Consider the following 25,393-nt stretch of genomic DNA (forward strand, 5'->3'; position numbering starts at 1 on the left):
TGGGGACCGAATCGATGCGGCGGCACGTTTTGAAAATCGGTGCCGCAATCTGCGCCTTCGCCGGCCTGGCAGCGGGCCCGGCATTTGCGACCGAAGGCGGCGCTAGTCTTTATATCCCGGGCTTGCGCGGGGCTCTGTCGGGCCTGGTGCCGCCGCCGGGCTTCTATTTTCAGAATGATTTCTACAGCTATTCCGGCAGCTTGCCGGGCTCCCGCCGTCTCCAGCTCGGCGGGGCCGTCCTCAGCGACGTCAAGGTCGAGGCGCGGGTCGATTTCCTGACACCGACCTGGGTGACTCCGCTCGAGGTCCTGGGCGGCAATCTCGGCTTCGCCGTGACCTTGCCCTTCGGCATTCCGAGAGTCAGCGCCGGAGCCCTAATTGCCGCCCCGCGCCTGGGGCGAGCTTTCGCCTTCAGCCAGCGCGACGCCACCTTCAACATCGGCGATCCCGTCGTCACCAGCTTCATCGGCTGGCATTCCGGCAATTTCCACTGGACGACCGGTGTTGCCGTCAACATTCCCGCCGGCGCCTATCAGGACGGCCAGCTGTCGAATGTCGCGCTCAATCGCTGGATTGGCGACCTCTACGGCGCCGTGACCTATCTCAACACGACCACGGGGCTGGAAGTCTCGGCCGCAGCCGGATTCGAGATCAACGGCACGAACACTGCCACCGACTACAACAGCGGCAACGCCTTTCACGCCGATCTTTCGATCAGCCAGTACCTGAGCAAGGACTTTTCCATCGGCGTGCAGGTCGGCCATTACCAGCAGGTGAGCGGGGATGGCGGCAGCGGCGCCTCGCTGGGCCCGTTCAAGGGTCGGACCACGGCGATCGGCGGAACCATCGGTTATAATTTCGAGGTTGGTGGCCTCCCGATCTCGACGCGATTGAAGGTCCTTCGCGAGGTGGGGGTCGAGAACCGCCCGCGCGGTACGATCGGGCTCTTCACAGTCGCCTTCCCGCTCGGGGGACAGGCGGCTCCGGCAGCGCCCAAGCCGACCATCGTCAAGCACTGACCCCACACCCCGGCCAAGAACCTGGTCCGACCGGCGATACCGAACTTTGCCGGCCAAGGTCGCGGACGCAGCGTCCCCATCAAGACTCCGCTCTCGCTCCACGAAGGCTGCCACAAAGCCACGCGCTGACGCTGGCCGGTGTCACCGGCATGCCAGGCTGCCGTGCCGGCTGCCTGCAGGGAATCTTGTCATTTCCGTCCATCGAGCCAAGATGCGACGCTATCATTTGCGGCGGTCGGGCCGGCCTCGCATGACATCATCCGACGGCAGCGGGCCTCGTCGTGCCAGCGCGATGCCGACGCCGGGCAATCCAGGGGAATACCATGATGGACAAGGACTCTGAGGCCGGTTCGCGCACTGCGATCGATGGCGAGATCGGAATTCTCGCACGTCGCAAGATCGAGGCCGGAATCATCGCGCCGATCTACGAGGTCATGCGTGAAAAGCTGGGCGAAGAGTTGGCACAATCCATTCTCGACACGGCGATCAGGCGGGCCGCCGTTGAGACCGGCAAGGCCTTTGCCGCCAAGACACCGGGAGGGACGACACTGCGCACCTTCCAGGAACTCCAGGATCTCTGGACGCAGGACGATGCGCTGACGATCGAGGTCATCAAGGCCACCGACGCGGAATTTCACTACAACGTCAAACGGTGCCGCTATGCTGAGACCTATCGGGAGATGGGCCTCGGCCATATCGGCCATCTGCTCTCGTGCAATCGCGACGGAGTCTTTTGCACGGGTTACGACCCACGGATCTCGCTGGAGCGCAGCCAGACCGTGATGGAGGGCGCTTCGCACTGCGATTTCAAGTATCGTTTCTCGGACAAGCTCGACACCGCCCCGGAGTGAGCGGCACCGCGTTCCTGCGACCCCGCTTCACCGGCACGGACCGCCGCAAGAAAGGATGCGGCTCGAGCCTGGGCCCTGGGGTCGAGCCAGATTGTCGCGGCAGGGGAACGCCGGAGCGAACGCGCGGTTTCATCCGGTTGTGACTGGCGAAGGGAGCGAGAGATGGCCAGCAAGGACAGTGCCCAGCGGGAAATCCGCAAAATTGCCTATGCCCTCTGGATGGAGCAAGGCCAGCCGGACGGCCGCGATCGCGAACATTGGGAAGCGGCCAAAGTCATTTGGGCTTTCCGCAACCACGAAGCCGGTGGACACAAGACGGTGATACCGCGCTAGAGACCCGCTCTCACGCGGCTCGACCGCTGCCGGATCGCAGATAGTGCTCGGCCAGCTGATAATAGCGCTCGGCCTCGATGCGATGACCGGCCAAGGCTTCGGCATCACCAAGTTTCAGGGCACGCTCATAGTGCTGCCGCGCGCCCTGGAGCGGCGCCTGTTCGGCGCGCCCGGACTGCGGCACGCGATATGGACGCGGGCGCGACGGGATGGAGTAGGTGCGAGGCATCGTTGCTTCTCCCTAACCTAGGATCTCAGCCACGATCTTGCGGAGCTCCTCACGGCTGAGGCCACAGGGTTCGGGCTTCCAGTTCGGATCTGCCCTGAGCGGGACGATGGCATTCTTCCTCAAGATCTCGGGGCGCGCACGCGCCTCAACAGGCTTCGTTTCAATGTTGTTGTGCATGTAGGTCCATTGGCCACGCGGCGAGGCCGCAAGGCATTCGTGTTGGAGAATCGTCGAGCGAAATGCATGCGACGGGCGCGCTGCATCGAGGCAGCGATCAATCGTCGAAGGGATACGGGTTGAGGCTCCGTGCTCTCTCAGGAGACATGAGCCAAGCCGAGCATTTCTAAGTCGACCCGGCACTGTTAGCGGAACAATGTGGCGAATTCAGGTTGTCCAATTGCTGATCGAGCAACCGGCGTCGCCTTTCAGGAAGCCAGGGCCATCATCCGCACCAACGGTCGGATGCGACGCCCCTGCGCGCCACGGCGGGGCGTCGCTCAAAAAGCCAGGACCTTCGTCGCTTGCCGGGGAACAAGCGCCGCCAGCATCATGGCCCCTCCTCCCGGGGAGAGACCCAACATGATCGGATGGCTCATCCTCGCCTTCATGAGTGGGCTTCTGCTCGGAGATATCATCGGCGCGCGTCGATGGCAGCGCCGGGCGGACGAAGCCCTGCAGCTTGCAGCACAGTCTCTCCTGCTTGTCCGCCGCCGCTCAGGACCGACCGGCAATCCGAAATGATGCGCCGAGCTTCGACTCCCAACAGGACAGATGGCGCAGATCGCATGGGCGCGGGACACCAATTGTCAGGCCCCGTTGGCAGACGATGCCGTCTGGCTCTCGCCCTTGACCTTGCACACCGTTCAAGCCCCCGCGCCCGATCATACAGATTCGCCGAAGACTGTGTCAGGAGTTGCCGCGACTGAAGCCGAAGGGGAAAAGCGATGTCCGCCCTGTGGAAAGAGGCTGCCGCCCTCCCGAACAGCAGCCTCCTCCCGCAGAACGGCGTTCCCCCGAGATTATTACTAGCCCTGCGCTCTCTCCCGGCTGACCATACGATTCCACACGCTTCGGGAGGCCGACAGCTAGACTTTATGCTGCGTATCATCGATCTGCGGTGGTGAGCTTCGCAACTTCCGCGCGTGTCGCGCCGGGTGTCGATCGCGCCTCGTCAGTTCCGCCGCGACCGCGATGGTGAGGCGAGGGAGACGAGGCCTGGAACTGAAAACTCCGGCGCGGCGATCAATCCGGCAGACGGGTTTCCGCGAGAGTGCCGTGTCCCACAGCGTAAGGGCCCGGCGCCCCATTCGAGGAGCCGGGCCCTGTTCAAGGCTATGGCGATTGAGCCTATTTCGCGAAGCGACCTTCATATTTGAACTGCGGCGCCGCTTTCAGCTGGTCCTTGGTGGCGTTGATCCTGGCATTCCACTTCTTGTCGGTCGCATTCCAGGTGATGGCGAGCGCGTTCGGGCTGACCGCAACATAGTGCGTGCCCATTCCAAGGAAGCCGCCGACCGACAGAATGTAAGAGGCGAGGGAGTTACCGGCGATGACGACGTCCTCGATCTCACCCACATTCTCGTCACCGGCATTCTTGACGTTGAGCCCCTTGAGACTGCTGGTCAGGGCGGATGCTTCGTTCACTGAGACGAAGACCGGAGCCTGAGCCGGAGTGGGAGCGGTCTGCGCGAAAGCGGCGCTGGAAAGCACGGTGGCGGCGAGAGCAAGAGCAATGGGACGCATTTTTGGGATAACCTTCTTGTTGGGCCGCAGTCGGAGACCGCTGCGGCGTGACAGAGAGGTAATTCCCGGCCTCCCGATCGGTTCCGGGAATATCTGCAGTGCGACAAGGGGGCTCATGGCCCGGTGGGACCGCTGACATCTGCATCGCGCGCCTGGATATTCGCAGGAGCGCGCGGGCGAACATCTCTCCAGGAGATCACGATTTTCGAGAAGGACTGATCCGATCCCTGCCTCGGGCGTTTAGCCGGCAGGAGGAACGGCCATGAAACATGATCACATGCTCAAGGCATTCACCGTGATGCTTGCGACGACCGCGGTGACGCCGGCTTCAGCCCAGCAGGCCATGATCGACGAAGCGTCCTTTCTACAGGCATTCGAAGGACGCTTCACGGGCACCGGGACGCTCGAAAATGCGGGCGGATCGAGCCATAAACTGAACTGCAAATTCGACGGCGATCAGCAGGGCTCCCGGGTCACTTTAAGCGGCCATTGCTCGACCGCGCTGGTCCTCTCCACGACCGTGAAGATCGATCTGCGCTATGATCCCAGGACGCAGCGCTATGACGGTGAGTTCCGCGAGAGCAAGGGCACTGTGGCAAACCTCGCCGGCGCACGTCGTGGTGACAATCTCGCATTGTCCTTCCGCGAGACGGCGGAGAGCGTTCGGCCCAGTCCGCCGGCCACGCTGACGATCAGCCGGCACGCAGAAGGGTTGGCCCTGGCGCTCAGAGCGAGCCAGCCGGGGCAAGGGCAGAACCTCGACCTGCGCCTCAGCGGAAAACGGCGCGGCCCTTGAGGACAGGGGCTTGGCGAAGAGCAATTCGCGGATAGTCTTGCCCCATGACCAGATCTCTTCACCTCCTCGGCTCGATCGCAGCATTGGCGCTCGCTGCTTGCACGGCCGCCGGTCAACCATCCAGTGCCGCGCCGCCAAGTCCGTGCTCGCCCGAAGGAGCCAAGCGCCTTGCAGGGCAGATCGGCAAGAGCGACGCCGAGGTCATGCGTGCGACCGGCGCAAGTGTGGTGCGACGTCTTTCACCCGGCTCGCCCATGACGATGGATTACCGCCGGGAGCGGGTGACGATCGAGGTGGATGAGAGCGGAAAAATCCAGCGGGCGCTCTGCGGCTGACGCCAAACGGCGCTCCGCAGGGGGGCCATTGCTCGAGGCGATGAAACCCTGAGCGGGAAGATGGCGGACAGGGAGGGATTTGAACCCCCGATACCCTTGCGGGTATGCCGCATTTCGAGTGCGGTGCATTCAACCACTCTGCCACCTGTCCGCGGTCGCCTTCGGTCGAAGCGGGCTGGTTACTACACGCCACATCGGACGGTTACAAGTCTCCTCGCTGTCATAAATCCGACGAATCTGAAGCCTCGCGACTTGACCTGAAGAGCCGCCAAGACTATCGAGCCTCGTCCGGCGTGGGGAAACCCGCGCCTGATCTCTTTTGCGTGTCCGGCTCCGCGTTGCGGCATCCGGCATGATCGAAGAGTGAACCCGACCACGTAACGACTGCCAAAAAGCCGTCCCGCATGCGCCTCGCGAGGCCATGACAGGGCGGGGCTGAACATGGAGAACAACGATGTTCGCAGTCATCAAGACCGGCGGTAAGCAGTTCCGCGTCGCCGCGAACGATGAAATCACCATTGCCAAGCTCGAAGGCGAGCCTGGCGATACCGTTGCCTTCGGCAACGTCCTGATGCTGACCGACGGCGAGAAGTCGACGCTCGGCGCGAAGGAACTGGCCGAGATCACCGTTGCCGGTGAGATCGTGCGCCAGGCCCGCGGCGAGAAGGTCATCGCCTTCAAGAAGCGCCGCCGCCAGAACTCGAAGCGCAAGCGTGGCTTCCGCGCCGAGCTGACAATCGTGCGCATCACCGACATCCTCACGGGCGGCAAGAAGCCCGAGATGAAGAAGGGTGACGCTTCGACCGTTGCCGTGAAGGCCGCCGCCAGCGCCGTCAAGGGCAAGGCGAAGGCTGAAGCCAAGGCTGAGGCGCTCGACGCCTCGAACCTCTCGCTGATCTCGGGCGTCGGCCCGACCATCGAGAAGAAGCTGCGCGCTGCCGGCATCACCTCCTGGAACGACATCGCCGCTTGGTCCGAGGCCGACGTCGCCAAGTGGGACGAAGAGCTCAAGCTGCGTGGCCGCGCCACCCGCGAGGAGTGGGTTGTTCAGGCCAAGGAACTCCTGGCCGGCAAGCCCCCGCGCGCCAAGGTCGACCAGGCCGAACAGGCTTCCGGCGAGGACTACTGACAGCTCCTGTCAGGCAGTCTTCGGCTTTCATCTCCGAACCGGTGGCTTTTGCCGCCGATTCGGGTTAGAGAGACAACAGTAGTTTCGAGGTAGGGCGTTATGGCTCACAAAAAAGCAGGCGGCTCGTCGCGCAATGGTCGCGACTCCGAAAGCAAGCGTCTCGGCGTGAAGCGCTTCGGCGACCAGGCGGTCGTGGCCGGCAACATCATTATTCGTCAGCGCGGCACCAAGTGGCATGCCGGCGTGAACGTTGGCATGGGCAAAGACCATACGCTCTTTGCGACGACCAATGGACGAGTCCGATTCACGACGAAACTCGGCCGAGCTTTCGTGAACGTAGTCCCGGCCCAAGAGGCCGCAGAGTAAAAGGCGGATAGGGAAGTTCCTTGATCCGCCGGTTCCATCGAACCGATCGGATCAAGGGCAAGGCCCGACAAGGGTCTCCCGAAGGTCAAGCGAAAGGGGAGATGGGACCAAAGTCCCAGCTCCCTTTTTTCGTTTGCGCCGACGGAGAGACCGATGTTCCCCGAACTGACCCGCGACGATGTCTTCCGGCTCGAGACCCGCCGTCTCTGGCTGCGTTGGCCGCGCATGGCAGACGCTTCCGCCATCCTGCGCCAGGCTGGGGAGAAAGCCGTGGCCGAGATGACGGCCTCGATCCCGCATCCCTATCCGGCGGATGCGGTCGAGCCCTTCATTTTCGCCATGCGCAAGGGCAATGCGCTCGGCGAGCATCTGGCGCTGGCGATCACGCCGCGCTCCAGGCCGAACGAGCTCATCGGCATGATCGGCGCCCATAAGCAGGCGACCGGCATCCCCTTCATCGGCTACTGGCTCGGCACCCCGCACTGGGGCAAGGGCTACACGACCGAGGCCGCGCAGGCTCTGATCGACACGCTCTTCACCTTGCTCGACATTCCGGCGATCGAGGCGGACACGCGCGTCATCAACCCGGCCTCACGCCGGGTGCTGGAGAAGTCCGGCTTCCGGCAGGAGGGCTCCTTCTTGAAGTCGCTGCCGGCTCGCGGCGGGCTGTTCCCCTGCGAGCAGTACCGGCTCGACCGCTCGACCTGGGCTGCCCTGAAGAGCTGGGGAGCAACGGGCTGGACCCACGCGCCCGAAATCGAGACCCCCGGCGAATTCTGCGTCGCCTGAAACGAAACAGCCCCGGCAGATGATGCCGGGGCTGATTGCTGTTGGCCGTGAGCTCCAGGCTTACCTAACGAAGTTGCCGCCAAGCTCGTCATCGATATGGGCGCGGATGATCTCCTCGAAGCTCGCTTCCGCCTTGAAGCCGAGCGCGGTCGAACGCTGCGGGTTGAAGTTGCGCGGCCAGCCGGCAACGATGCCATCGATGACCGGGTCCGGAACCCGCTTGATCCGCTTCACCACATTCTCGCCGGCGACCTTGCGCAACGCCTCGATCTGCTCTGCCACCGTGCAGGAATAGCCGGGCATGGTCAGGGTGCGGCGAGGCCCGATGGCGCCGGTATCCATCGTCGCGGCATGGATGAGGAAGCCGACGGCCGAACGCGGCGAGGCATGCCAGTGCCGGACCTGATCGGAAACCGGCAGCACCGCCTCTTCACCGTTCAGCGGCTCGCGGATGATGTTGGAGAAGAAGCCGGACGCGGCCTTGTTCGGCTTGCCCGGACGCACGCAGATCGTCGGCAGGCGAATTCCGACGCCATCGAAGAAGCCACGGCGGGAGTAATCGGAGAGCAGCAGCTCGCCGATCGCCTTCTGCGTCCCGTAGGAGGTCAGCGGCGTGGTGAAGAACTCGTCCTCGATCTTCTCATGGAAGGGCGCACCGAAGACCGCGATCGAGGAGGTGAAGACGACACGCGGCTTGTAGCCGCCGCCGACCTTTCGGATCGCTTCGAAGAGATGGCGCGTGCCGTCGAGATTGATCCGGTAGCCCTTGTCGAAATCGGCCTCGGCTTCGCCCGAGACGATCGCCGCGAGATGGACGATCAGGTCGGGGCGGGAAGCGATCAGCGACTCGGCCTCCCCCTCGTTCGACATGTCGGAGACGACGACGTCGAAGATGAAGGGCGCTGCGGCTGGCGCGCTTGCGGCGATGACATCCTGGGCCGTGATCTTGGTGACCGGCTTGCCGCCGAGCTGACCGTCATGGGCCAGTCTTTCGATGAACTTGCGGCCGACCATGCCGGCGCCACCGAGAACGAGAATATGCATGGGGATTTCCTGGTGCTTGTTGTTGATCAGTGTGGCAGGCGCCCGCCGAGTTCATCTTCGATATGGACGCGAATGATCTCGTCGAAATCCTTTTCGGCCCGGAAACCGAGCCGAAGCGCGCGCCTGGCCTCGAAGCCGGTCGGCCAGCCGGCGACGATCTCGGTGACTGCCTTGTCCGGAGCACGGCGGATCAGATTGACCGCCTTCTCGCCGGCCACGCGCCGCAGGGCCGCGATCTGCTCCCCGACCGAGCAGAAGACGCCCGGCATGGTCAGATTGATCCGCGGGCCGAGGGTTTCGCGGTCCAGCCCGGCAGCATGGAGCAGGAAGCCGACAGCAGAACGCGGGCTCGCATGCGTGAACACGAGATCGTCGCCGACCGGCAATGACGCCTCCAGCCCGACCAGCGGCTCGCGGATGATGCTGGAGAAGAAGCCACCGGCCGAGGCGTTCGGCTTGCCCGGGCGCACGGCAATCGACGGGAAGCGAATTCCGACGCCGTCGACGAAACCCCGCCGCGCGTAATCCGCAAGCAGCAGCTCGCCGATCGCCTTTTGCGTCCCGTATGAGGTCAGCGGCGTGGCATGGAACTCGTCCGGAATCACCGCCGGATAGGGCGCGCCGAAGACGCCGCTCGACGAGGTGAAGACGAGACGGGGCACATAGGAGCCGCCATCCTTCCGTCCTTCCCGGCGGATCGTCTCGAGCAGGCTCAGGGTCCCGTCGAGATTGATCCGATAGCCCTTGTCGAAATCTCGCTCGGCCTCGCCGGAGATGATCGCAGCAAGATGGAAGATCACGAGCGGGCGGGCCCCGATCAGCTCCGCGGCGATGGCGGGATCGGCGAAATCCTCGGTGCGGATCTCGATCTCGCCGTCAAAGCCCCCCGGCGTCTCCGGCGTAACGACATCGGTCAGCGTCAGCTTGCTGATAGCCTTGCCGGCGCAAGCACCGTCAGCCGCCAGCTGCGCTGCGAGCTTGCGGCCGACCATGCCGGCCGCGCCTGTCACCAGGACGTGCATCGACGCGCCCTTCCCTGCGTCAGAGCGCGAAGCCACCATCGGCGAGATGAATCTGCCCGGTGGTGTAGCTCGACTCGTCGGAACCCAGATAGACGGCAAGCCAGGCGATTTCCTCGGCCGTGCCAAGCCGGCCCATCGGCTGGCGGTCGACGAAGGCCTGACGCGCAGCCGCCTCGGTCGTCTTCGTCACCTTGGCGAGATCGGCGATGCGCTGGTCGAGCGAGGGCGACTGGATCGTGCCCGGGCAGATCGCGTTCGCGCGAATGCCTTTCTTGATGTAGTCGGCGGCGACTGCCTTGGTCAGGCCGATCACGGCCGCCTTGGTCGCGCCATAAGCATAGCGGTTTGGAATGCCGCGCACCGAGCCGGCGCCCGAAGCGATATTCACGATGGAGCCCGCGCCCTTCGACAACATCCCCGGCAGGAAGGCCTTGGTCGTGCGGTGCATCGACTTGACGTTGAGGTCGAAGGAAAAATCCCAGGCCTTGTCGTCGCAGTCCAGAACGGTGCCGTGGTGAACGAAGCCGGCGGCATTGACCAGGATGTCGATCGGTCCGACCTTCTCGGCGAAAGCGTCGACGGCCTTGCTCGAAAGCACGTCGAGCTTGCGCTTCTTCGCCTTCGGGATTCCCTCCAGCAGCGCAACATCCTTGTCCGTTGCCCAGACCGTCGCGCCTTCCCTGACGAAGGCTTCCGCGATCGCCCGGCCGATGCCCTGCCCCGCGGCCGTGACGACGGCGACCTTGCCCTTCAAACGTCCTGCCATGTCCTTGGTCCTCTTGTTAAGCCGGCTTATTGTCAGAGCTGCTTGCGCATATGCGTCAGGCGCCGATCGGCCAGATCAGTGTGATGGGTAACCGCGAAACCCAGGCGCTCATACCAGGCGATGCGCTCGGTTAGTTTCGCGTGGGTGTAGAGATGCACCGAACCAAAGCTGAGTGCGGCGGCGCGCTCGTCGGCAAAGCGCATCAGCAGCAGACCGAGCTTGCGCCCTTGTGCCCCTGGGGAGACCGCCACGCTCCAGATCGTGAAATCGTCCGGAGAGATCTCGAGAACAAGCGCGGCATCCAGCCCGTTGTCGCCGTCGACCAGCCAGACCTCATGCTCGGCCACGACCTGCGCATAATCGGCGATCCGCGGGAGCGAAGGCACGCCGATAATGGCCTCGTTCGGCGTATAGGCTGCGCTCTTCAGCGCCCTGATGGCGGGAATGTCGCCGGATGACGCCCGGCGCAAGGACAGCCCATCGATCCCGCCCAGCATCTGGTTGAAGGTCCCGAGCGCCAGCTTCTGCCGGCCCTCGGCGTCGAAATTCGCGGGATCCAGCCAGCGCTGGAAGCCTTGCGCCCGCACCGGCCATTCGCTGTCGAGGATCGAATACCAGGCGGTGTCGCGATTCCTGCCCTTCACCACCATGTGCTGGCGGAACAGACCCTCGTATTGGAAGCCGAAGCGCAGAGCGGCCCGCTTCGACGGTTCGTTCAGGGTGTTGCACTTCCACTCGAAACGGCGATAGCCGAGCGAGAATCCGTAGGCGCCGCACAGATAGATCGCCTCGGTCGCAACCCGGGTCTTCTGCAGGCTCGGCGAATAGGTGATGTAGCCGACCTCGAAGACGCCATGCTCGGGCCTGATCTCCATCAGCCAGAGATGGCCCTTGGCCTTGCCGTCGGCCCTGTCGATCGCCGCGAACGGCACGATGCCGGCCTTCGCCGCCATCGTCGTCAGCAGCTCGCGATAGCTTTCGCGATCCTGCGGCGGATGGGCCGGCATCCAGGTCCAGATCTGATCATGCCCGCCATTGGCCTGCCAGATATCGTCAAGATGCCGGTCCGGATCGATCGGCTCGAGCCGACAATAGCGCCCTTCCAGTACCTTGGCGGGCGGAAAGGGCGGTGCTTTCCAATCAGGCGAAAGGGTCATGATTTCCCCCGCGCATGCCAGGCGGAGAGATCGAGCGAGATATTCCAGCCAGCACCGAGCTCGGCAGCGGCCGCATGGGCGAGCGCTGAACCCTCCGCCTCCCAGGCAAGCCGCTCGACCTCGTTCGCGAAGGCCGACGCCGCCTCGTCCTCTTCATCGTAGATCGCGTCGAACGCATCCATCCAGGCTTCCAGCCGATCGCCGAACGCCTCGGAGAGACCGGCGTCCTCAGCGTCGATCGCCTTGCGCCTGCCCTTGGCGTCGATCATCCAGAGGCCGCTTCGCCCGAGCCATTCGGGCGCAATGACGAGTTCGCTGCTCACGAGCGCGCCTTGAGGTCGTCCTCGAAGAAATTGTTAAGCGGGACCGACGGCCCGTTGCCGGCGAAGCCTGCAAAACTGCCCTGCTCGGTGATCAGGCGTGTCGCCTCGATGAAGGCAGCCCAGGCCGCGCGCGCCAACGCCGCGCCGATCGAGATGCGCCGGACACCAAGTGCGGCGACATCAGACACCGTCAGGCCGAAATCGCCATAGATCAGCGCATTGACCGGCTTGCCGCCGGCAGCCGCGACAATCGCGGCGATCTGCTCGCGGGTCTTTGGCCCGGGTGCATAAAGCACATCGGCGCCCGCCTCGGCATAGGCGGCAATGCGCCTGACCGATTCGTTCAGCGGATCGTCATGGCCGGTGAGAAAGCACTCGGCACGCGCCGTCAGCAGAACGCCGGAGCCGGTCTCGTCAATCGCCCGCCGCGCCGCGCGGATCCGCTCGACCGCGAGCTCGAAAGGATAGAGCGGGACGTCATCGCGCCCGGTCGCATCCTCGATCGAGAGCCCGGCGACCCCGGTCGCCACACAGGCTTTCACATTGAGCGCGACATCGGCCGGTCCGTCGGCATAGCCGTTCTCGAAATCGGCATTGATCGGCAGGTCGGGTACGGCTTTCACCATATCCGCGATATGAGCGAGCATCATGTCGCGCGGCACGTCCTGATCAGCCCGCCCCTGCGTGAAGGCGAAACCGGCGCTGGTCGTGGCCAGCGCCCTGAAACCCTGCCCGCGCAGCCAGCGCGCCGAACCGACATCCCATGGGTTCGGCATGACGAAGCAGCCAGATTCGTGAAGTGCACGAAAGGCGGCGATCTGCGGACTGTCGGTCATTTTAAATCGTTTCAGATGCGAGTTGGCCGAGCGATGCCCCATACTGTCCGGGCGCGTGCCGTTTGTCAGCCCTTCACGTCATGCGTCAAGGCTCGGCACCGATGCGCAACCGGCATGGAGGCCGATCAATAGGCTGCAATCAGCTCGTAGATGAAAGCCGTGAGACCGGCCGGGCTCGGAATCCTGGAGGCAAGAGCACCGCGCAGCAGCGCAGGCAGTGCCTCCCGGTCTGAGCCGCTGAGCAGGGCAATGCCTTGCGCTGCACTCGCATCCTGCATTGTGGGAAAGGCGGGATGGGGCCTGGCCGCCAGGGCAACGCCTGTTCGGACCGAGAGGACGCCAGAACGCCCGATCAGGTCCACCAGGCTCGGTGGCGGCACCGCCTCTTCACCCGCGCCCTGCCATGTCACTCCAGCGAGATAGCGGCCGAGGCCACGCCCGGCCCGGCCCGTCTCACGATAGACAGAGCGGCTGAACGCCCCCATGGCCGGTCGCATCCTGCGCGTTTCCGGGGTCGGATTGGCAAGCAGATCGAGATATTCGGGCGTCTCCAGTGCCTCTGCCGAGCCGAGGTCGTAGAGCGTCAGATAGCGGGCGGAGGCGACACGCCCCCCGGCGTAACGCTTCGCGGCGAGGAAGCCGGGCATAGTCAGCCGCTCCGGGACATGCTCGCCCCCGTGCCAGACCTCGTAATCCGGGCGCATGGCCGGGTCGACGCTGTTGCCGATCGCCAGGAAGACTGGTCCGGGCCAATCGGCCGAACCTGACGGCATGCCCGTCATGGCCGCAGGACGATCTTGGATGCAGTGCGACGGCTTGCTCTTGCAAAGGCGTCGAGCCCCGCTGCGAGCGGCATCTCTTCACTGATCATCCGCCGGATGCGCTCCTGTTGCGCAGCCATGAGCGCGATCACCCGCGGCCACGTTGCCAATGGCGAGCGATAACTCCCGCGAATCTGCTGGTGCCGCCGCACAAGCGCCGTCAGGTCGATTGGCGCCGGACGGGAATGAATCCCGCAGATGACAAGGACACCGCGCAATGCAAGCAGATCGATCGCCTCCCGCACCACTACCGGTGCGCCCGCGGCCTCGATGATCACATCATAGCTGACAGGCAGGCCGACGCGCGTGAGCGCCTCTCGCAAGGTCGTCCCGGCCGTGTCAACCGTCTCGGGAAAGCCGAGTGCCTCGACGGTGGCGAGGCGCACCGCGTCGTCGCGCCCAGCCACGACAACCCGCGCTGCACCAGCCACCTCGGCGGCCAGCGCCGCCCCTTGCCCGATCGTACCGGGCCCGATGACCAGCACCATATCGCCCGGTTTCACCCCGCCCGTATCGACGGCCTCGGTCGAAACCGTCATGGGCTCGGCGAGTGCCGCAACTGCATCATCGAGCTCATCGGGGAGTGCGATACAATTCTCTGTCGGAACGGCGGCAAGGGCTGCAAAGCCGCCATTGCGAGCAATGCCGATGCCGGTCCGCATGGCGCAATCCTCTGCCCGTCCTGAGCGGCAACGCTCACAACGCCCGCAGACGACGGAGGGACGCACCACCACGCGTGTCCCGACCGCGATGCCGTCGGTGCCTTCACCGAAATGCCGGACGCGGCCGACGAACTCGTGCCCGAGCGTGACCGGCATTGCGGCCGCCATCGCTTCGTACCCGCCCGACCAGTCCGCGATATGGAGATCCGTGCCGCAAAGACCTGCAGCCGTAACCTCAAGCAGCACTTCGCCGGGACCGGCACTCGGCTCGGATATCTCACCGAGCCAGAGCCCGGGCGCGGGGGCGGTCTTGCGAAGCGCGAGCATGAACCGCTCTCACTCGACCTTGATCGCAGCCGACTTGACCACCTTTGCCCAAGTTTCGGCATCCTTGGCCATGAACGCCGCGAGTTCGGCCGGCGTGCCGGGTGCCGGCTCGGCGCCGATCTCGACCAGGCGGGCGTTCACATCGGGCCGGGCCAAGGCCGCATTGATCGCGGAATTGAGCACCTGCACCACTTCGGGGGCCGTTCCCTTGGGGGCGACGAGGGCGACCCAGGCCGAGAGGTCGTAGCCGGGATAGCCTTGCTCGGCGACAGTCGGCACATCCGGCAACAGCGAGGCACGCTTGCCCGTGGTCACCGCGAGCGCCTTCATCGTGCCGCCCTTGACGTGGCTGGAGGCGCCGGCAAGGGTCGAGAACATGACGTCGATATTGCCGCTGATCGCATCGGTCAAAGCTGGCGCTTCGCCGCGATACGGCACATGCTGGACCTTGGTATCCGAGACCAGGCCGAAGAATTCTCCAGCCAGATGCGCGACCGTGCCGGTGCCGCCCGAACCGAAGGTGATCGGCCGCTTGCTCGCCTGCCCATGCGCAGCCAGTTCCTTCATCGTATTGGCCGGATAGGATTTCCCGGCCGCAACAACGAAGGGCAGCTTCGCGATCATCGCGACCGGGACGAAATCCTTCTCCCAATCGAAGGGCACAGTCGCCTTCAGCGCGGGATTGATCACCATCGTGGTCGGCGCAGCGAGCAGCGTGTAGCCGTCGGGCTCCGCCTTGGCGACGGTCTGGGAGCCGAGGATCGTGGCAGCACCGCCGCGGTTCTCGATGACGAAGCGCTGCTTGAGCACGTCGCCCGCCGCTTCGGCAACGACGCGCGTCACGACATCGACGCCACCACCTGCGGCAAAGGGCACGACAAGCTGCATGGCCCGCACCGGATAGGCCTGGGCCCGCGCCGGCCCGGCAGCCGTTGCCGCAAGCAGCCCGAGCGCCGCCGCCATCGCCTCACGCCTGCTCAGGGGGCCCGGCCGGATGGGGGTAAGCGCCAACGGGTCCGTCATGATGTTTCCTCCTGCTCTTATTGCAAACGACAAGGCCATCGATGGGGAGGGGCGACAACAGCGAATCCTGCGTCCCGCGATAGCCTGAGGCTATAGATCAGCCCCGACTTTTGAGATCTCGGCCCGCAAGGCCGTCTCGAAATGCTGGATCAGGCGACTGCGCGCGCGTTCGACATTCCGATGCAGGAAGACCTCGTACTGGGCCGGGTGATCGAGCGGCAGAAGCGCGACCACATCGCGGTTGGCCGCCAGCGCGCTGAAACGGTCGACGATGGCAAGACCGAGCCCCGCCTCGGCAAGCGCAATCGCGGTTTCGGCGAAGCGGGCGACATGCGTCCGCTCCGGCACGACGCCACCGTCGCGCAGCACCGCGTCGACGACCTGACCATGCACGGATTGTGGCTCGAACACGATGATCGGAATACCAGCCAGAGCCGAGGGCGACAGGCGCTTGGCCGAAGCCAGCGGCCAGTCACGCGGACACACGGCAACCGCCTTGCCGGTCCCGACCGATATGCTCCGGATTCCCGCATGAAGAATAGGGAACAAGGTGACGGCACCCTCGCCCTGAGCCGAGAGCAGATACTCCATCACCTGGCTGACCGACAGGATATCGAGATGCAGGCTGAGGCCGGGATGGTCATTCAGCAGGCTGGCGGCTGCGCGCGGGATCAGGACGCGGCCAATGCTCGGCGAAGCGCCGAGACGGAGCGAGCCGGTATCGGCCCGCGCCAGCCTGAGCGCCCGCGCCAAAGCGCCTTCGAGCTGGTCGAAGGCGATGTCGACCTCACCGAGAAGACGATGCGCCTCCGCCGTCGGCGTCAGGCGGCCGCCATGCCGGTCGAACAGGGCAAACGCGCAGATATCCTCGATCCGCCGCACCGTCTTGGTCACGGTCGGCTGGGCGATACCGAGATCGCGCGCCGCACCGACGATGGTGCGAGCGCGCATCACGGCGCGGAAGACCTCGATCTGCCTCAGCGTGAGCAGCAAAGCGGCGCGCTCCTGCGCCAGCGACGACCGACTAGTGATTGTCGCGCGGAACGCCGAACTTCTTGTGGATTTTCTGGTACTTGACCGCCGGCTTCAGCACCATGCCCTCGGAGAGCTCGCCAACGATCTTGCGCTGGATCTCCTGCCAGGGGGTCTGGCTCTTCGGATATTTGTAGCCGCCGGCCGCCTTCAGCGCGACGCGGCGCTCGTCCAGCTCCTTGTCGGAAATCAGGATGTCGGCCGTGCGCTTCTTCAGGTCGATGCGGACCTTGTCGCCGGTCTTCAGCAGCGCAAGTCCGCCGCCGGTCGCCGCTTCCGGCGAGGCGTTCAGGATCGAGGGCGAGCCCGACGTGCCGGACTGGCGGCCGTCACCGATACAGGCCAGCGCCGTGATGCCCTTCTTGATCAGGTAATCCGGCGGCCGCATGTTCACGACCTCGGCCGCGCCGGGATAGCCGATCGGCCCGACGCCGCGAATGAAGAGCACGCTGTGCTCGTCGATCGCGAGCGACGGATCGTCGATGCGGTGGTGGTAATCCTCCGGTCCGTCGAAGACGATTGCCTTGCCCTCGAAGGCCATTGGGTCCTTCGGGTTCTCGAGATAGCGCTTGCGGAATTCCGGCGTGATCACGCTGGTCTTCATGATCGCGGAATCGAACAGGTTGCCGCGCAGATTGAGGAAGCCGGACTGCGCCTTCATCGGCTCGTCATAGGCCTTGATGACCCGACGATCGCCGGAGAAGAAGCCTTCGCAGTTCTCGGCCAGCGTCTTGCCGTTGGCGGTGATGGCGGGCTTGATCTTGCCCTTGGCGACGAGCTCGGCAACGACCGCAGGCACGCCGCCGGCGCGGTAGAAATCCTCGCCGAGATATTCGCCGGCGGGCTGCAGGTTGACCAGCAGCGGGATGTCGTAGCCGATCGCAGTCCAATCCTCGTTGTCGAGTTTCACGCCAATATGCTTGGCGATGGCGTTGACATGGATCGGCGCATTGGTGGAGCCGCCGATCGCCGAGTTGACGACGATGGTGTTCTCCAGGGCTTCGCGTGTCAGGATCTTCGACGGGATCAGGTTCTCCCAGACCATCTCAACGATGCGCTTGCCGGTGTGGTAGGCCATCTCATAACGGTCGCGATAGGGCGCCGGGATGGCGGCGCCGCCGGGCAGGGTCATGCCCATCGCCTCGGCCAGCGAGTTCATGGTCGAGGCCGTGCCCATGGTGTTGCAGTGGCCGGCCGACGGAGCCGACGACGCCACCAGATCGACGAAGCCGCGATAGTCGATTTCGCCGGCGGCCATCATCTGGCGCGCCTTCCAGACGATCGTGCCCGAACCGGTGCGCTCGCCGCGGAAATTGCCGTTCAGCATCGGCCCGCCCGGCAGTGCGATGGCCGGGATGTCGACCGTGGCGGCCGCCATGATCTGTGCCGGGGTGGTCTTGTCGCAGCCGGTCGTCAGCACGACGCCGTCGAGCGGATAGCCATAGAGGATCTCGACGAGCGAGAGATATTGCAGGTTGCGGTCGAGGCTCGCGGTCGGGCGCTTGCAGGTTTCCTGGATCGGATGGATCGGGAACTCGAAAGGCACGCCGCCCATCTCGCGGATGCCGTCGCGGACGCGGGCGGCGAGCTCGATATGATGGCGGTTGCAGGGCGCGATATCGGAGCCCGTCTGGGCGATGCCGATGATCGGGCGGCCCGACTGCAGCTCTTCGCGCGACAGGCCGAAATTCATGGTGCGCTCGATATAGAGCGCGGTCATGTCGGCATTGGCGGGATTGTCGAACCAGGCCTTGGAGCGCAGCTGCTCCGGCTTGATCTTGCGGACCGACTTCCTTGCAGGCGTCTTGGCCATCCCCGTCATTCCCTCTCGCACCGGCGCGCAGCCTTCGCGCCGCGTCCGCCATGGTCTTTAAATCGATTTGACCAGCCAATCATGCCGATCGCCATGCGCGCGACAAGAGCCAAATTCGACCAAATCGCGTCACCTGCATTCTGCATACAGCACACAAATTACTTCGCCAATCCATGCAGATGCCGGCTGCGCAGGAAAGGTCGCCGCCCTGCAGTTTGCAAGTGTTCCAAATGCGCGGGCGCCCGGCGGCCGGTGCAGACGGCGGGCTTGCATCGCCGCTGCGTTTCCGGCCAAGACAGCGCACCACGACAGCGCAAGGCCCACGACAGGGCCGCCTCGTCGAGAGCTTGCAGAGGAAAACGCACCATGACGCTGCAGACCGTCTCCTCCTTCGCCCGGATCGGCGAGGAAAACGCTTTCGCCGTGCTGGCACGAGCGACCGAGCTGCAGCGCAAGGGCAAGGACATCATCAATCTCGGCATCGGCCAGCCCGATTTCCCGACGCCCGACCACATCGTCGAGGCCGCGGTGAAGGCGCTGCGCGACGGCCATCACGGCTATACGCCGGCCAATGGCATCCTGCCGCTGCGCGAGGCGGTCGCCGCCGACGTGCACAAGCGCTTCTCGGTCGACGTCTCGCCGGAAGAGGTGATGATCGTGCCGGGCGGCAAGGTCACCATGTTCATGGCGATCCTGATGTTCGGCGAGCCCGGCGCCGAGATCCTTTATCCCGATCCCGGCTTCCCGATCTATCGCTCGATGATCGAGTTCACCGGCGCGACCCCGATCCCGGTACCGATCCGCGAGGAGAACGGCTTTGCCTTCTCGGCCGAGGAGACGCTCTCGCTGATCACGCCCAAAACCCGGCTGCTGATCGTCAATTCGCCGGCAAACCCGACCGGCGGCGTCACGCCGAAGGCCGAGGTCGACAAGCTCGTCGCCGGGCTCAGCCGCTTCCCCGATGTCGCGGTGATGTCGGACGAGATCTACGACCAGATGCTCTATGACGGCGAGAAGCACGTCTGCCTGCTGAGCTATCCCGAAATTCGCGACCGGCTGATCCTGCTCAATGGCTGGTCCAAGACCTATGCCATGACCGGCTGGCGCATGGGGTTCTCGGTCTGGCCGAAGCCGCTCTACGACAATGCCCGCAAGCTCGCGGTCAATTCGCATTCCTGCGTCAACGCCCCGGCGCAATGGGCGGGGCTCGCCGCGCTCACCGGCCCGCAGGACGCGGTGCATGCCATGGTCGCAGAGTTCGATCGGCGCCGGAAGGCGGTGGTCGCCGGCTTGAACGCCTTGCCCGATGTGTCCTGCGCCGTGCCGAAAGGCGCCTTCTACGCCTTCCCGAATATCTCGAAGACCGGGTGGAAGGCGAAGAAACTGGCCTCCGCCCTGCTCGAGGATGCGGGTGTCGCGACGATCGGCGGGCCCGATTTCGGCATCCATGGCGAAGGCTATATCCGCCTGTCCTATGCCAACTCGCTGGAGAACATCGAACGCGCGCTGGAGCGGATGAAGAGCTTCCTCGCCAACGCGAAGGCAGCATGACGATGATCACCTGCCATTTGAGCTATATCGTCGATCCCTACCAGCTGCCGGCCTTCGAGGCCTATGGCAAGCTCTGGATCAGGCTGGTCGAGAAATTCGGCGGCAAGCATCACGGCTATTTCATGCCCTCGGAAGGCACGTCGAACGTCGCATTGGCGATGTTCAGCTTTCCGTCGCTTGCGGCCTATGAGGAGTATCGCACCGCCTCGTTCAGGGACGAGGAATGCCTGGCGGCCGTGGCGATGAACGAGAAGCACCGCTTCATCATCAGCTATGAACGCTCGTTCTTCCGACCGGTCTTCGAAGACGATCAGGGTGCGCGCCGCGCACCCTGATCGCGCCGATTGGAACGGCGTCAGGCTTTCGCCGCGCTCGCGGCCGCGTCGATATTGGCGACCAGTTCGGCATCGAGCCCGACCGAGCCCGCAAGCCCGGCGAGGAAGTCCTTCTCCGCGGGCGTATCAGGATTGATGGCGATGCGAGCCGCCGTGTAGATCTGCGCCGCGAGTTCCGGCGTTTCCGCCGCTTCGGCGAGGACATCGACCGAAGCCGGATTGGCCATTTCATGGGCGAGCCAGGCATTGGCTTCCGGATCGAAACCGGCGTCGCGCAGGCCGCCGAGAATGGCATTGCGCTCCTCGGTGTCGATATGACCGTCGGCGGCAGCGGCTGCGATCATCGCCCGGATGAAGATCAGGGCCGTTGCCTCGCTTGCGGCCTCCGGCTCGAAACCGGTCCCGACTGGTGCCGGCAGAACCTCCTGACGCTTCAGATCGAGCAGGGGTTTGCCGGCTTGATGGTTCTGGTAGGCCTTGTAGGCGAGGCCGCCGATCAGCGCGAGGCCGCCGAGTTTCGCCGCAGAGCCGGCAACCGAACGCCCTGTCGAGGAACCGAAGAGCAAGGCGCCGAGGCCGCCGAGCACCGCAGTCGCCACGGCCGGGTTGCTGCTGAACATCCCCTTGGCCTGTTCCAGCAACTGGTCGGGCGTCTTGCCGCCGGAGACCTGGCCGAGAACGTCGCTCGCCTTCTGCTCCAGCCCTGTCTGGCGCGCGGCATCCTGCATGCCCTGCGTCGCCTGGCCGAGCACGCTGCCGACGAGGCCGCCAATGCCACCCGAACCACCGGCCTGCTGAACCTGTTGCGCCAGATTGCCCAGCATTCCGCCGAGCCCCCCGGACTGGCCGACCTGCTGACCGGCTTGATTGCCGGCGCTGACCAGCGCGTCCAGCAGAGATTTTGCGTTGAACATCGAGAGGCTCCCTCGTTTAGGCCATTCACCGCAAAGCGGCGGCGTAACCTGCACCCGGGTCACGGGCTTCACAAGCCGCCCCGCATGGAAGGGAACCTTGACGCGATCATGACGAAGGCAACGGCAGGAGCCCCGGCTCCTTCAACGTCTCGAGCGCGATTTCCGAGCGGACCCGCGCGACGCTTTCATGCGGCATCAGGATCTCGTTGACGAAGCGCGAGAGCTCCTTGAGGTCGCCGACCGCAACCTTGAGCAGATAATCCGCCTCACCCGTCAGGGCATGCGCCTCCAGGATCGCGGGAGTCAGCCTGACGAGATCGCGAAAGCGGCGGGCATTGTCACGCGAATGAGTGTTCAGCGCGACATGGATGAAGACGGTCACGCCGAGCCCGACGGCTGCCGGATCGATCAGCGCGCGGTAGCCGCGGATCGTCCCCTCCTCCTCGAGCCGTTGGCGCCGGCGGGAAATCTGGCTCGCCGACAACCCGACCTTCTCGGCCAGCGCGCCATTCGTCAGGGAGGCATCCTGCTGGAGCGCATCGATCAAGCGCCAGTCGAAGGAATCGAGACCGCTCACATCACGCACCGTTGGTGACCTCCCTGCACAAGTTGTGCGGATCTCGCGCCATGACGCGGCATTTTGCAAGCTCCTTGCCTTCGCCGTGCGCGACCATGTCGGCAATCACATCGAGAGGAGAACGCCATGGGTCCATTTCCGCACGACACCGCCCCTCCCGCTATTTCCGAGGTCAATCCGATGGGAACGGACGGATTCGAGTTCGTCGAATACGCCCATCCCGAGCCAGAGAAGCTCGGCCCGCTCTTCCAGCAGATGGGCTTCACCGCCGTCGCCCGGCATCGCTCCAAGAAGGTCACGCTGTACCGTCAGGGTGACGTGAATTTCGTCGTCAATGCCGAGCCGGATTCCTTTGCCCAGCGCTTTGCGGCCGAGCACGGCCCCTGCGCTTGCGCCATGGCCTTCCGCGTCGTCGATGCCAGGCATGCTTTCGAGCGCGCCGTGTCGCTTGGCGCCGAGCCCTATGAAAGCAAGGTCGGCCCCGGCGAGATGCAAATTCCCGCCGTGAAGGGCATTGGCGGCTCGATCCTGTATTTCGTCGAGCGTTATGGCGCGAAGGGCTCGATCTGGGATGTCGATTTCGAGTGGATCGACGAGCCGGATCCGCACCCGGAGCAGGCTGGTCTCTATTACCTCGACCACCTCACCCACAACGTCCATCGCGGCCGCATGGACCATTGGGCGGGCTGGTATGGCAAACTCTTCAACTTCCGCGAGATCCGCTTCTTCAATATCGAGGGCAAGCTCACAGGCCTGATCTCGCGCGCCTTGACCTCGCCCTGCGGCAAGATCCGCATCCCGATCAACGAGTCGCTCGACGACAAGAGCCAGATCGAGGAGTACCTGCGCCAGTACAAGGGCGAGGGTATCCAGCACGTCGCGCTCGGAGCCCACGACATTTACGCCACCGTCGAGCAGCTGCGCCGCAACGCCCTGCCCTTCATGCCGGCGCCGCCGGCAACCTATTATGAGCGCGTCGAGGCGCGCGTTCCCGGCCATGGCGAACCGGTCGAGCGGCTGAAGGCCAACGGCATCCTGATCGACGGCGAGGGTGCGGTTGCGGTCGGCTCCAAGGAGGGCCGGATGAGCAAGGTCCTGCTCCAGATCTTCTCCGGCACGGTGCTCGGGCCGATCTTCTTCGAGTTCATCCAGCGCAAGGGCGATGACGGCTTCGGCGAGGGCAACTTCCGCGCCCTGTTCGAGTCGATCGAAGAGGACCAGATCCGTCGCGGCGTGCTGAAGGTCGAGGCGGCCGAGTAACCTCCGCGATCGCGGCACAGGACGCGGCGCCGCCCCCCACGGCAGCGCCGCGTTTCGCTTGTCGGGGAGCCAAGACAAGCGTAGCATTTTCGGGAGCGCGCACGCAGCCAAGTGCGCGTCTCGAGGGACTGCCCATGTCGACAGCTGCGATCACGCGCGGTCATCAGGGTCCCTGGTGGACGCATCTCTACGTCCAGGTGCTGACCGCCATCGCGATCGGGGTGCTCGTCGGGCATTTCTATCCGCATACCGGCGAGGCGATGAAGCCGCTCGGCGACGCCTTCATCAAGGCCATCAAGATGATCATCGCGCCGATCATCTTTCTCACCGTCGTGCACGGCGTCGCGTCGATGGACGACATGAAGAAGGTCGGCCGCGTCGGCGTGAAGGCACTGCTCTATTTCGAGGTGGTGACGACGCTTGCGCTCATCGTCGGGCTCATCGTGATCAATCTCTGGAAACCCGGAGTCGGCATGAGTGTCGATGTCGGCGGGCTCGACACCAGCTCAATCACCGCGTTCACGGCCAAGGCGAAGGAGCAGAGTACCATCGGCTTCCTGATGGACATCATCCCGGCGACAGTGGTCGGTGCCTTCGCAACCGGCGAAATCTTGCAGGTGCTGTTCTTCGCCCTGCTCTTTGCCTTTGGTCTGCAGATGCTCGGCGAACGCGGCAAGCCGGTCCTGCACTTCGTCGACGATATCGCCCAGGTCTTCTTCAAGATCGTCGGCATCATCATGAAGGCGGCACCGATCGGTGCTTTCGGCGCGATGGCCTTCACGATCGGAAAATTCGGCATCGGCACGCTGCTGTCGCTGGGCAGCTTCATGGCCGCCTTCTACACGACCTGCCTCATCTTCATTTTCCTCGTGCTCGGCACGATCGCCCGGCTGCATGGCTTCAGCATCGTGAAGTTCATCGCCTATATCAAGGAAGAGCTGCTGATCGTGCTCGGCACCTCCTCCTCCGAGAGCGTCCTGCCACGGATGATCGCCAAGATGAGCTATCTCGGCTGCAAGGAGAATGTCGTCGGCCTGGTCATCCCCACCGGCTATTCCTTCAACCTCGACGGCACCTGCATCTATCTGACGATGGCCGCGATCTTTCTCGCCCAGGCAACCAATACCGAGCTGAGCCTGTCGCAGGAGATCGGCATCATCGCCGTGCTGCTGCTGACCTCGAAAGGCGCGGCCGGCGTCACGGGCTCCGGCTTCATCGTACTCGCCGCAACACTGGCCTCGGTCGGCACTATTCCCGTGGCGTCGATCGCCCTGATCCTCGGCGTCGACCGCTTCATGTCGGAGGCGCGCGCCCTCACCAATCTGATCGGCAATGGCGTCGCGACGATCGTCGTGGCGAAATGGGAAAATTCGCTCGACGAGCGTCGCATGCAGCGCATCCTCGCCAAGGAAGCCGATTACGACGCCGCCGAGCCCGAGCGCGTCGTGGCGGTCTGAGCGCTGCCAGATCATCTGACGGGATATCGTATCCAGCCCGATGATCTCACCTTTGTGTTTGCATCGGCTTTCCCGAAAACCGCGATCCACTTTTCGGGCCGATGCTTAGGGCGCGAGCTTGCGCAGCATCAGCGGTGCGCCCACCGCAGGGTCCTTGCGCCATTGGCCGTTCTCGAAGACGAGATCGACGCTGTGCCCCTTGCGTGCAACCAGCGAAAGGCGCCCGGCCGCATAGCGCCAACCGACGGGATCGAAGATCGTCAAGCCAGTATCGTCGCAGCGCCCGTCGAAACGGGCGGGAGCGCCACCCGGAGAATTTGCGGGGCCGGCCGCAAGCATGAGGCGACATCCCTCGCGGTTCTGCTGGCGCATCGTGACATAGCGGCCGGGCACGGCGTCGGTGGCAGGCGCGCCCGCAGGGTCGACAACGGTCGGCCGGGCCGCAGCGGTCGCGGCGCGCTCTGCCGCGCTCGGAGGCACTGGACGCGCGCTGCGTGGATGATCCTTCGGATCCAGCAGATAGTCCTGCCCGTCCGTGCCCTTGCCATTCAGGCCGGCGCCGGACTTGCTGAGCGTGATCACGGCCTTGCCGGCCTCGTCATTCAGGCGCAGCCCGCCCCCCTCAGCCACACTCCAGGACACAATCTGCCCGATAATGGGCAATGCGCGGCGGCAGGTGGCAGGGAAGCGCAATTGCCGCCCCTGTCCCGACTGTTCCGCTCCAAGGGTAATGGTGCATTGGCGCGGCGCGCCGACCTGTTCGAGGTTCCAGGCACCGATCATGGGGCGAACGGTGTCAGGCGCGGTCTCCGCTCCCTTCGGAAGCGGCGGCTTCTGCGCCTGTACGGGCCCCGCGAAAAGGACGCCCGCCACAAGCGGCAGG

29 protein-coding genes and 1 tRNA gene are annotated in these 25,393 nt (G+C 64.7%); 13 read left to right on the forward strand and 17 right to left on the reverse strand.

The genetic code is table 11. From position 1 onward, the window contains the following. Nucleotides 1–14 precede the first annotated feature (14 nt). From AC1DGP_RS23985 to AC1DGP_RS23995, 3 genes are all read left to right on the forward strand, one after another. On the forward strand, nucleotides 15–1,019 hold the full coding sequence (locus AC1DGP_RS23985; RefSeq protein ID WP_441492477.1) for a SphA family protein: 1,005 nt from the start codon (nucleotides 15–17) through the stop codon (nucleotides 1,017–1,019). A gap of 326 nt (nucleotides 1,020–1,345) precedes the next feature. Beyond that, the gene (locus AC1DGP_RS23990; protein WP_476768420.1) at nucleotides 1,346–1,870 is read left to right on the forward strand and encodes an L-2-amino-thiazoline-4-carboxylic acid hydrolase; all 525 of its coding nucleotides are present in this window, start codon (nucleotides 1,346–1,348) and stop codon (nucleotides 1,868–1,870) included. A gap of 162 nt (nucleotides 1,871–2,032) precedes the next feature. Further along, nucleotides 2,033–2,203 (forward strand): DUF2934 domain-containing protein, encoded by a 171-nt coding sequence (locus AC1DGP_RS23995; protein WP_476768421.1) that lies wholly within the window; start codon nucleotides 2,033–2,035, stop codon nucleotides 2,201–2,203. Between the two features lie 10 nt (nucleotides 2,204–2,213). On the opposite strand, the gene AC1DGP_RS24000 is transcribed toward AC1DGP_RS23995, so the two are convergent. Next, nucleotides 2,214–2,432, reverse strand: coding sequence for a DUF4167 domain-containing protein (locus AC1DGP_RS24000; RefSeq protein WP_476768422.1), 219 nt, complete (start codon nucleotides 2,430–2,432; stop codon nucleotides 2,214–2,216). A gap of 579 nt (nucleotides 2,433–3,011) precedes the next feature. Here AC1DGP_RS24000 and AC1DGP_RS24005 point away from each other — a divergent pair. Continuing rightward, nucleotides 3,012–3,173: a hypothetical protein gene (locus AC1DGP_RS24005; RefSeq protein ID WP_476768423.1), complete on the forward strand. Its 162-nt coding sequence runs from the start codon at nucleotides 3,012–3,014 to the stop codon at nucleotides 3,171–3,173. A gap of 606 nt (nucleotides 3,174–3,779) precedes the next feature. Here the strand turns inward: AC1DGP_RS24005 and AC1DGP_RS24010 are convergent. Continuing rightward, a complete protein-coding gene (locus AC1DGP_RS24010; RefSeq protein ID WP_069878801.1) occupies nucleotides 3,780–4,175 on the reverse strand; it encodes a PRC-barrel domain-containing protein in 396 nt (131 codons plus the stop codon). Nucleotides 4,176–4,437: 262 nt separating this feature from the next. Here AC1DGP_RS24010 and AC1DGP_RS24015 point away from each other — a divergent pair, with 262 nt between their 5' ends. Next, nucleotides 4,438–4,971 carry a hypothetical protein gene (locus AC1DGP_RS24015; protein WP_441505767.1) on the forward strand — a complete coding sequence of 178 codons (534 nt, stop codon included), beginning with the start codon at nucleotides 4,438–4,440 and terminating at the stop codon, nucleotides 4,969–4,971. Nucleotides 4,972–5,015: 44 nt separating this feature from the next. Next, a complete protein-coding gene (locus AC1DGP_RS24020; RefSeq protein ID WP_441505768.1) occupies nucleotides 5,016–5,306 on the forward strand; it encodes an I78 family peptidase inhibitor in 291 nt (96 codons plus the stop codon). Between the two features lie 61 nt (nucleotides 5,307–5,367). Here the strand turns inward: AC1DGP_RS24020 and AC1DGP_RS24025 are convergent. After that, nucleotides 5,368–5,457 (reverse strand) — tRNA-Ser (locus AC1DGP_RS24025). A gap of 303 nt (nucleotides 5,458–5,760) precedes the next feature. On the opposite strand from AC1DGP_RS24025, the gene rplU reads away from it, so the two are divergent. From rplU to AC1DGP_RS24040, 3 genes are all read left to right on the forward strand, one after another. Continuing rightward, complete coding sequence (gene rplU, locus AC1DGP_RS24030; RefSeq protein ID WP_069878798.1) at nucleotides 5,761–6,435, forward strand: 50S ribosomal protein L21; 675 nt, start codon at nucleotides 5,761–5,763, stop codon at nucleotides 6,433–6,435. Between the two features lie 99 nt (nucleotides 6,436–6,534). After that, nucleotides 6,535–6,801 carry a 50S ribosomal protein L27 gene (rpmA, locus tag AC1DGP_RS24035; RefSeq protein ID WP_043241804.1) on the forward strand — a complete coding sequence of 89 codons (267 nt, stop codon included), beginning with the start codon at nucleotides 6,535–6,537 and terminating at the stop codon, nucleotides 6,799–6,801. A gap of 153 nt (nucleotides 6,802–6,954) precedes the next feature. Continuing rightward, entirely contained in the window at nucleotides 6,955–7,590 is a 636-nt protein-coding gene (locus AC1DGP_RS24040) for a GNAT family N-acetyltransferase (RefSeq protein WP_069878797.1), read from the forward strand. Between the two features lie 60 nt (nucleotides 7,591–7,650). Here AC1DGP_RS24040 and denD (AC1DGP_RS24045) read toward each other — a convergent pair whose 3' ends face one another. The 11 genes from denD (AC1DGP_RS24045) to AC1DGP_RS24095 all read right to left on the reverse strand — a co-directional run bounded on the left by denD (AC1DGP_RS24045) (nucleotide 7,651) and on the right by AC1DGP_RS24095 (nucleotide 18,416). Next, nucleotides 7,651–8,634 carry a D-erythronate dehydrogenase gene (gene denD, locus AC1DGP_RS24045; protein ID WP_441505769.1) on the reverse strand — a complete coding sequence of 328 codons (984 nt, stop codon included), beginning with the start codon at nucleotides 8,632–8,634 and terminating at the stop codon, nucleotides 7,651–7,653. Between the two features lie 26 nt (nucleotides 8,635–8,660). Continuing rightward, nucleotides 8,661–9,656, reverse strand: a complete 996-nt coding sequence (gene denD, locus AC1DGP_RS24050) for a D-erythronate dehydrogenase (RefSeq protein ID WP_441505770.1) — start codon at nucleotides 9,654–9,656, stop codon at nucleotides 8,661–8,663. 19 nt (nucleotides 9,657–9,675) lie between these two features. Further along, the gene (locus AC1DGP_RS24055) at nucleotides 9,676–10,422 is read right to left on the reverse strand and encodes an SDR family oxidoreductase (protein WP_441492468.1); all 747 of its coding nucleotides are present in this window, start codon (nucleotides 10,420–10,422) and stop codon (nucleotides 9,676–9,678) included. A gap of 32 nt (nucleotides 10,423–10,454) precedes the next feature. Beyond that, entirely contained in the window at nucleotides 10,455–11,579 is a 1,125-nt protein-coding gene (locus AC1DGP_RS24060; protein WP_476832619.1) for a GNAT family N-acetyltransferase, read from the reverse strand. Beyond that, the gene (locus AC1DGP_RS24065) at nucleotides 11,576–11,902 is read right to left on the reverse strand and encodes a hypothetical protein (RefSeq protein WP_476832620.1); all 327 of its coding nucleotides are present in this window, start codon (nucleotides 11,900–11,902) and stop codon (nucleotides 11,576–11,578) included. Before AC1DGP_RS24065 ends, AC1DGP_RS24060 begins: the two co-directional genes overlap by 4 nt. Then, the gene (locus AC1DGP_RS24070) at nucleotides 11,899–12,738 is read right to left on the reverse strand and encodes an isocitrate lyase/PEP mutase family protein (protein ID WP_441505772.1); all 840 of its coding nucleotides are present in this window, start codon (nucleotides 12,736–12,738) and stop codon (nucleotides 11,899–11,901) included. Before AC1DGP_RS24070 ends, AC1DGP_RS24065 begins: the two co-directional genes overlap by 4 nt. Nucleotides 12,739–12,863: 125 nt before the next feature. Next, nucleotides 12,864–13,520: a hypothetical protein gene (locus tag AC1DGP_RS24075; RefSeq protein ID WP_476832621.1), complete on the reverse strand. Its 657-nt coding sequence runs from the start codon at nucleotides 13,518–13,520 to the stop codon at nucleotides 12,864–12,866. Continuing rightward, nucleotides 13,517–14,548, reverse strand: a complete 1,032-nt coding sequence (locus AC1DGP_RS24080) for a zinc-dependent alcohol dehydrogenase (protein ID WP_441505774.1) — start codon at nucleotides 14,546–14,548, stop codon at nucleotides 13,517–13,519. The genes AC1DGP_RS24075 and AC1DGP_RS24080 overlap by 4 nt, the downstream gene beginning before the upstream one ends. 9 nt (nucleotides 14,549–14,557) lie before the next feature. Beyond that, the gene (locus AC1DGP_RS24085) at nucleotides 14,558–15,571 is read right to left on the reverse strand and encodes a tripartite tricarboxylate transporter substrate binding protein (RefSeq protein WP_476768430.1); all 1,014 of its coding nucleotides are present in this window, start codon (nucleotides 15,569–15,571) and stop codon (nucleotides 14,558–14,560) included. Nucleotides 15,572–15,661: 90 nt separating this feature from the next. Continuing rightward, nucleotides 15,662–16,564: a LysR family transcriptional regulator gene (locus AC1DGP_RS24090; protein ID WP_441505776.1), complete on the reverse strand. Its 903-nt coding sequence runs from the start codon at nucleotides 16,562–16,564 to the stop codon at nucleotides 15,662–15,664. A 31-nt stretch (nucleotides 16,565–16,595) separates the two neighbouring features. Beyond that, nucleotides 16,596–18,416 carry an IlvD/Edd family dehydratase gene (locus tag AC1DGP_RS24095; protein WP_441492460.1) on the reverse strand — a complete coding sequence of 607 codons (1,821 nt, stop codon included), beginning with the start codon at nucleotides 18,414–18,416 and terminating at the stop codon, nucleotides 16,596–16,598. A gap of 366 nt (nucleotides 18,417–18,782) precedes the next feature. Between AC1DGP_RS24095 and AC1DGP_RS24100 the strand changes: the two genes are divergently transcribed. Further along, complete coding sequence (locus tag AC1DGP_RS24100; RefSeq protein WP_476768431.1) at nucleotides 18,783–19,967, forward strand: pyridoxal phosphate-dependent aminotransferase; 1,185 nt, start codon at nucleotides 18,783–18,785, stop codon at nucleotides 19,965–19,967. A 2-nt stretch (nucleotides 19,968–19,969) separates the two neighbouring features. Further along, complete coding sequence (locus tag AC1DGP_RS24105; protein WP_441505815.1) at nucleotides 19,970–20,302, forward strand: NIPSNAP family protein; 333 nt, start codon at nucleotides 19,970–19,972, stop codon at nucleotides 20,300–20,302. A gap of 20 nt (nucleotides 20,303–20,322) precedes the next feature. Here the strand turns inward: AC1DGP_RS24105 and AC1DGP_RS24110 are convergent, their stop codons facing one another. Next, the gene (locus tag AC1DGP_RS24110; protein WP_476832622.1) at nucleotides 20,323–21,216 is read right to left on the reverse strand and encodes a tellurite resistance TerB family protein; all 894 of its coding nucleotides are present in this window, start codon (nucleotides 21,214–21,216) and stop codon (nucleotides 20,323–20,325) included. 106 nt (nucleotides 21,217–21,322) lie between these two features. Beyond that, nucleotides 21,323–21,802: an Lrp/AsnC family transcriptional regulator gene (locus tag AC1DGP_RS24115; RefSeq protein WP_441505779.1), complete on the reverse strand. Its 480-nt coding sequence runs from the start codon at nucleotides 21,800–21,802 to the stop codon at nucleotides 21,323–21,325. Between the two features lie 117 nt (nucleotides 21,803–21,919). Here AC1DGP_RS24115 and hppD point away from each other — a divergent pair, with 117 nt between their 5' ends. Beyond that, a complete protein-coding gene (gene hppD / locus AC1DGP_RS24120; RefSeq protein WP_441505780.1) occupies nucleotides 21,920–23,053 on the forward strand; it encodes a 4-hydroxyphenylpyruvate dioxygenase in 1,134 nt (377 codons plus the stop codon). A 134-nt stretch (nucleotides 23,054–23,187) separates the two neighbouring features. Beyond that, nucleotides 23,188–24,510: a dicarboxylate/amino acid:cation symporter gene (locus tag AC1DGP_RS24125; RefSeq protein ID WP_441492455.1), complete on the forward strand. Its 1,323-nt coding sequence runs from the start codon at nucleotides 23,188–23,190 to the stop codon at nucleotides 24,508–24,510. 105 nt (nucleotides 24,511–24,615) lie between these two features. On the opposite strand, the gene AC1DGP_RS24130 is transcribed toward AC1DGP_RS24125, so the two are convergent. Further along, nucleotides 24,616–25,293 (reverse strand): AprI/Inh family metalloprotease inhibitor, encoded by a 678-nt coding sequence (locus AC1DGP_RS24130; RefSeq protein WP_441492454.1) that lies wholly within the window; start codon nucleotides 25,291–25,293, stop codon nucleotides 24,616–24,618. Between the last annotated feature and the right edge of the window lie 100 nt (nucleotides 25,294–25,393).

The organism is Allobosea sp. 05T433 (assembly GCF_056396065.1).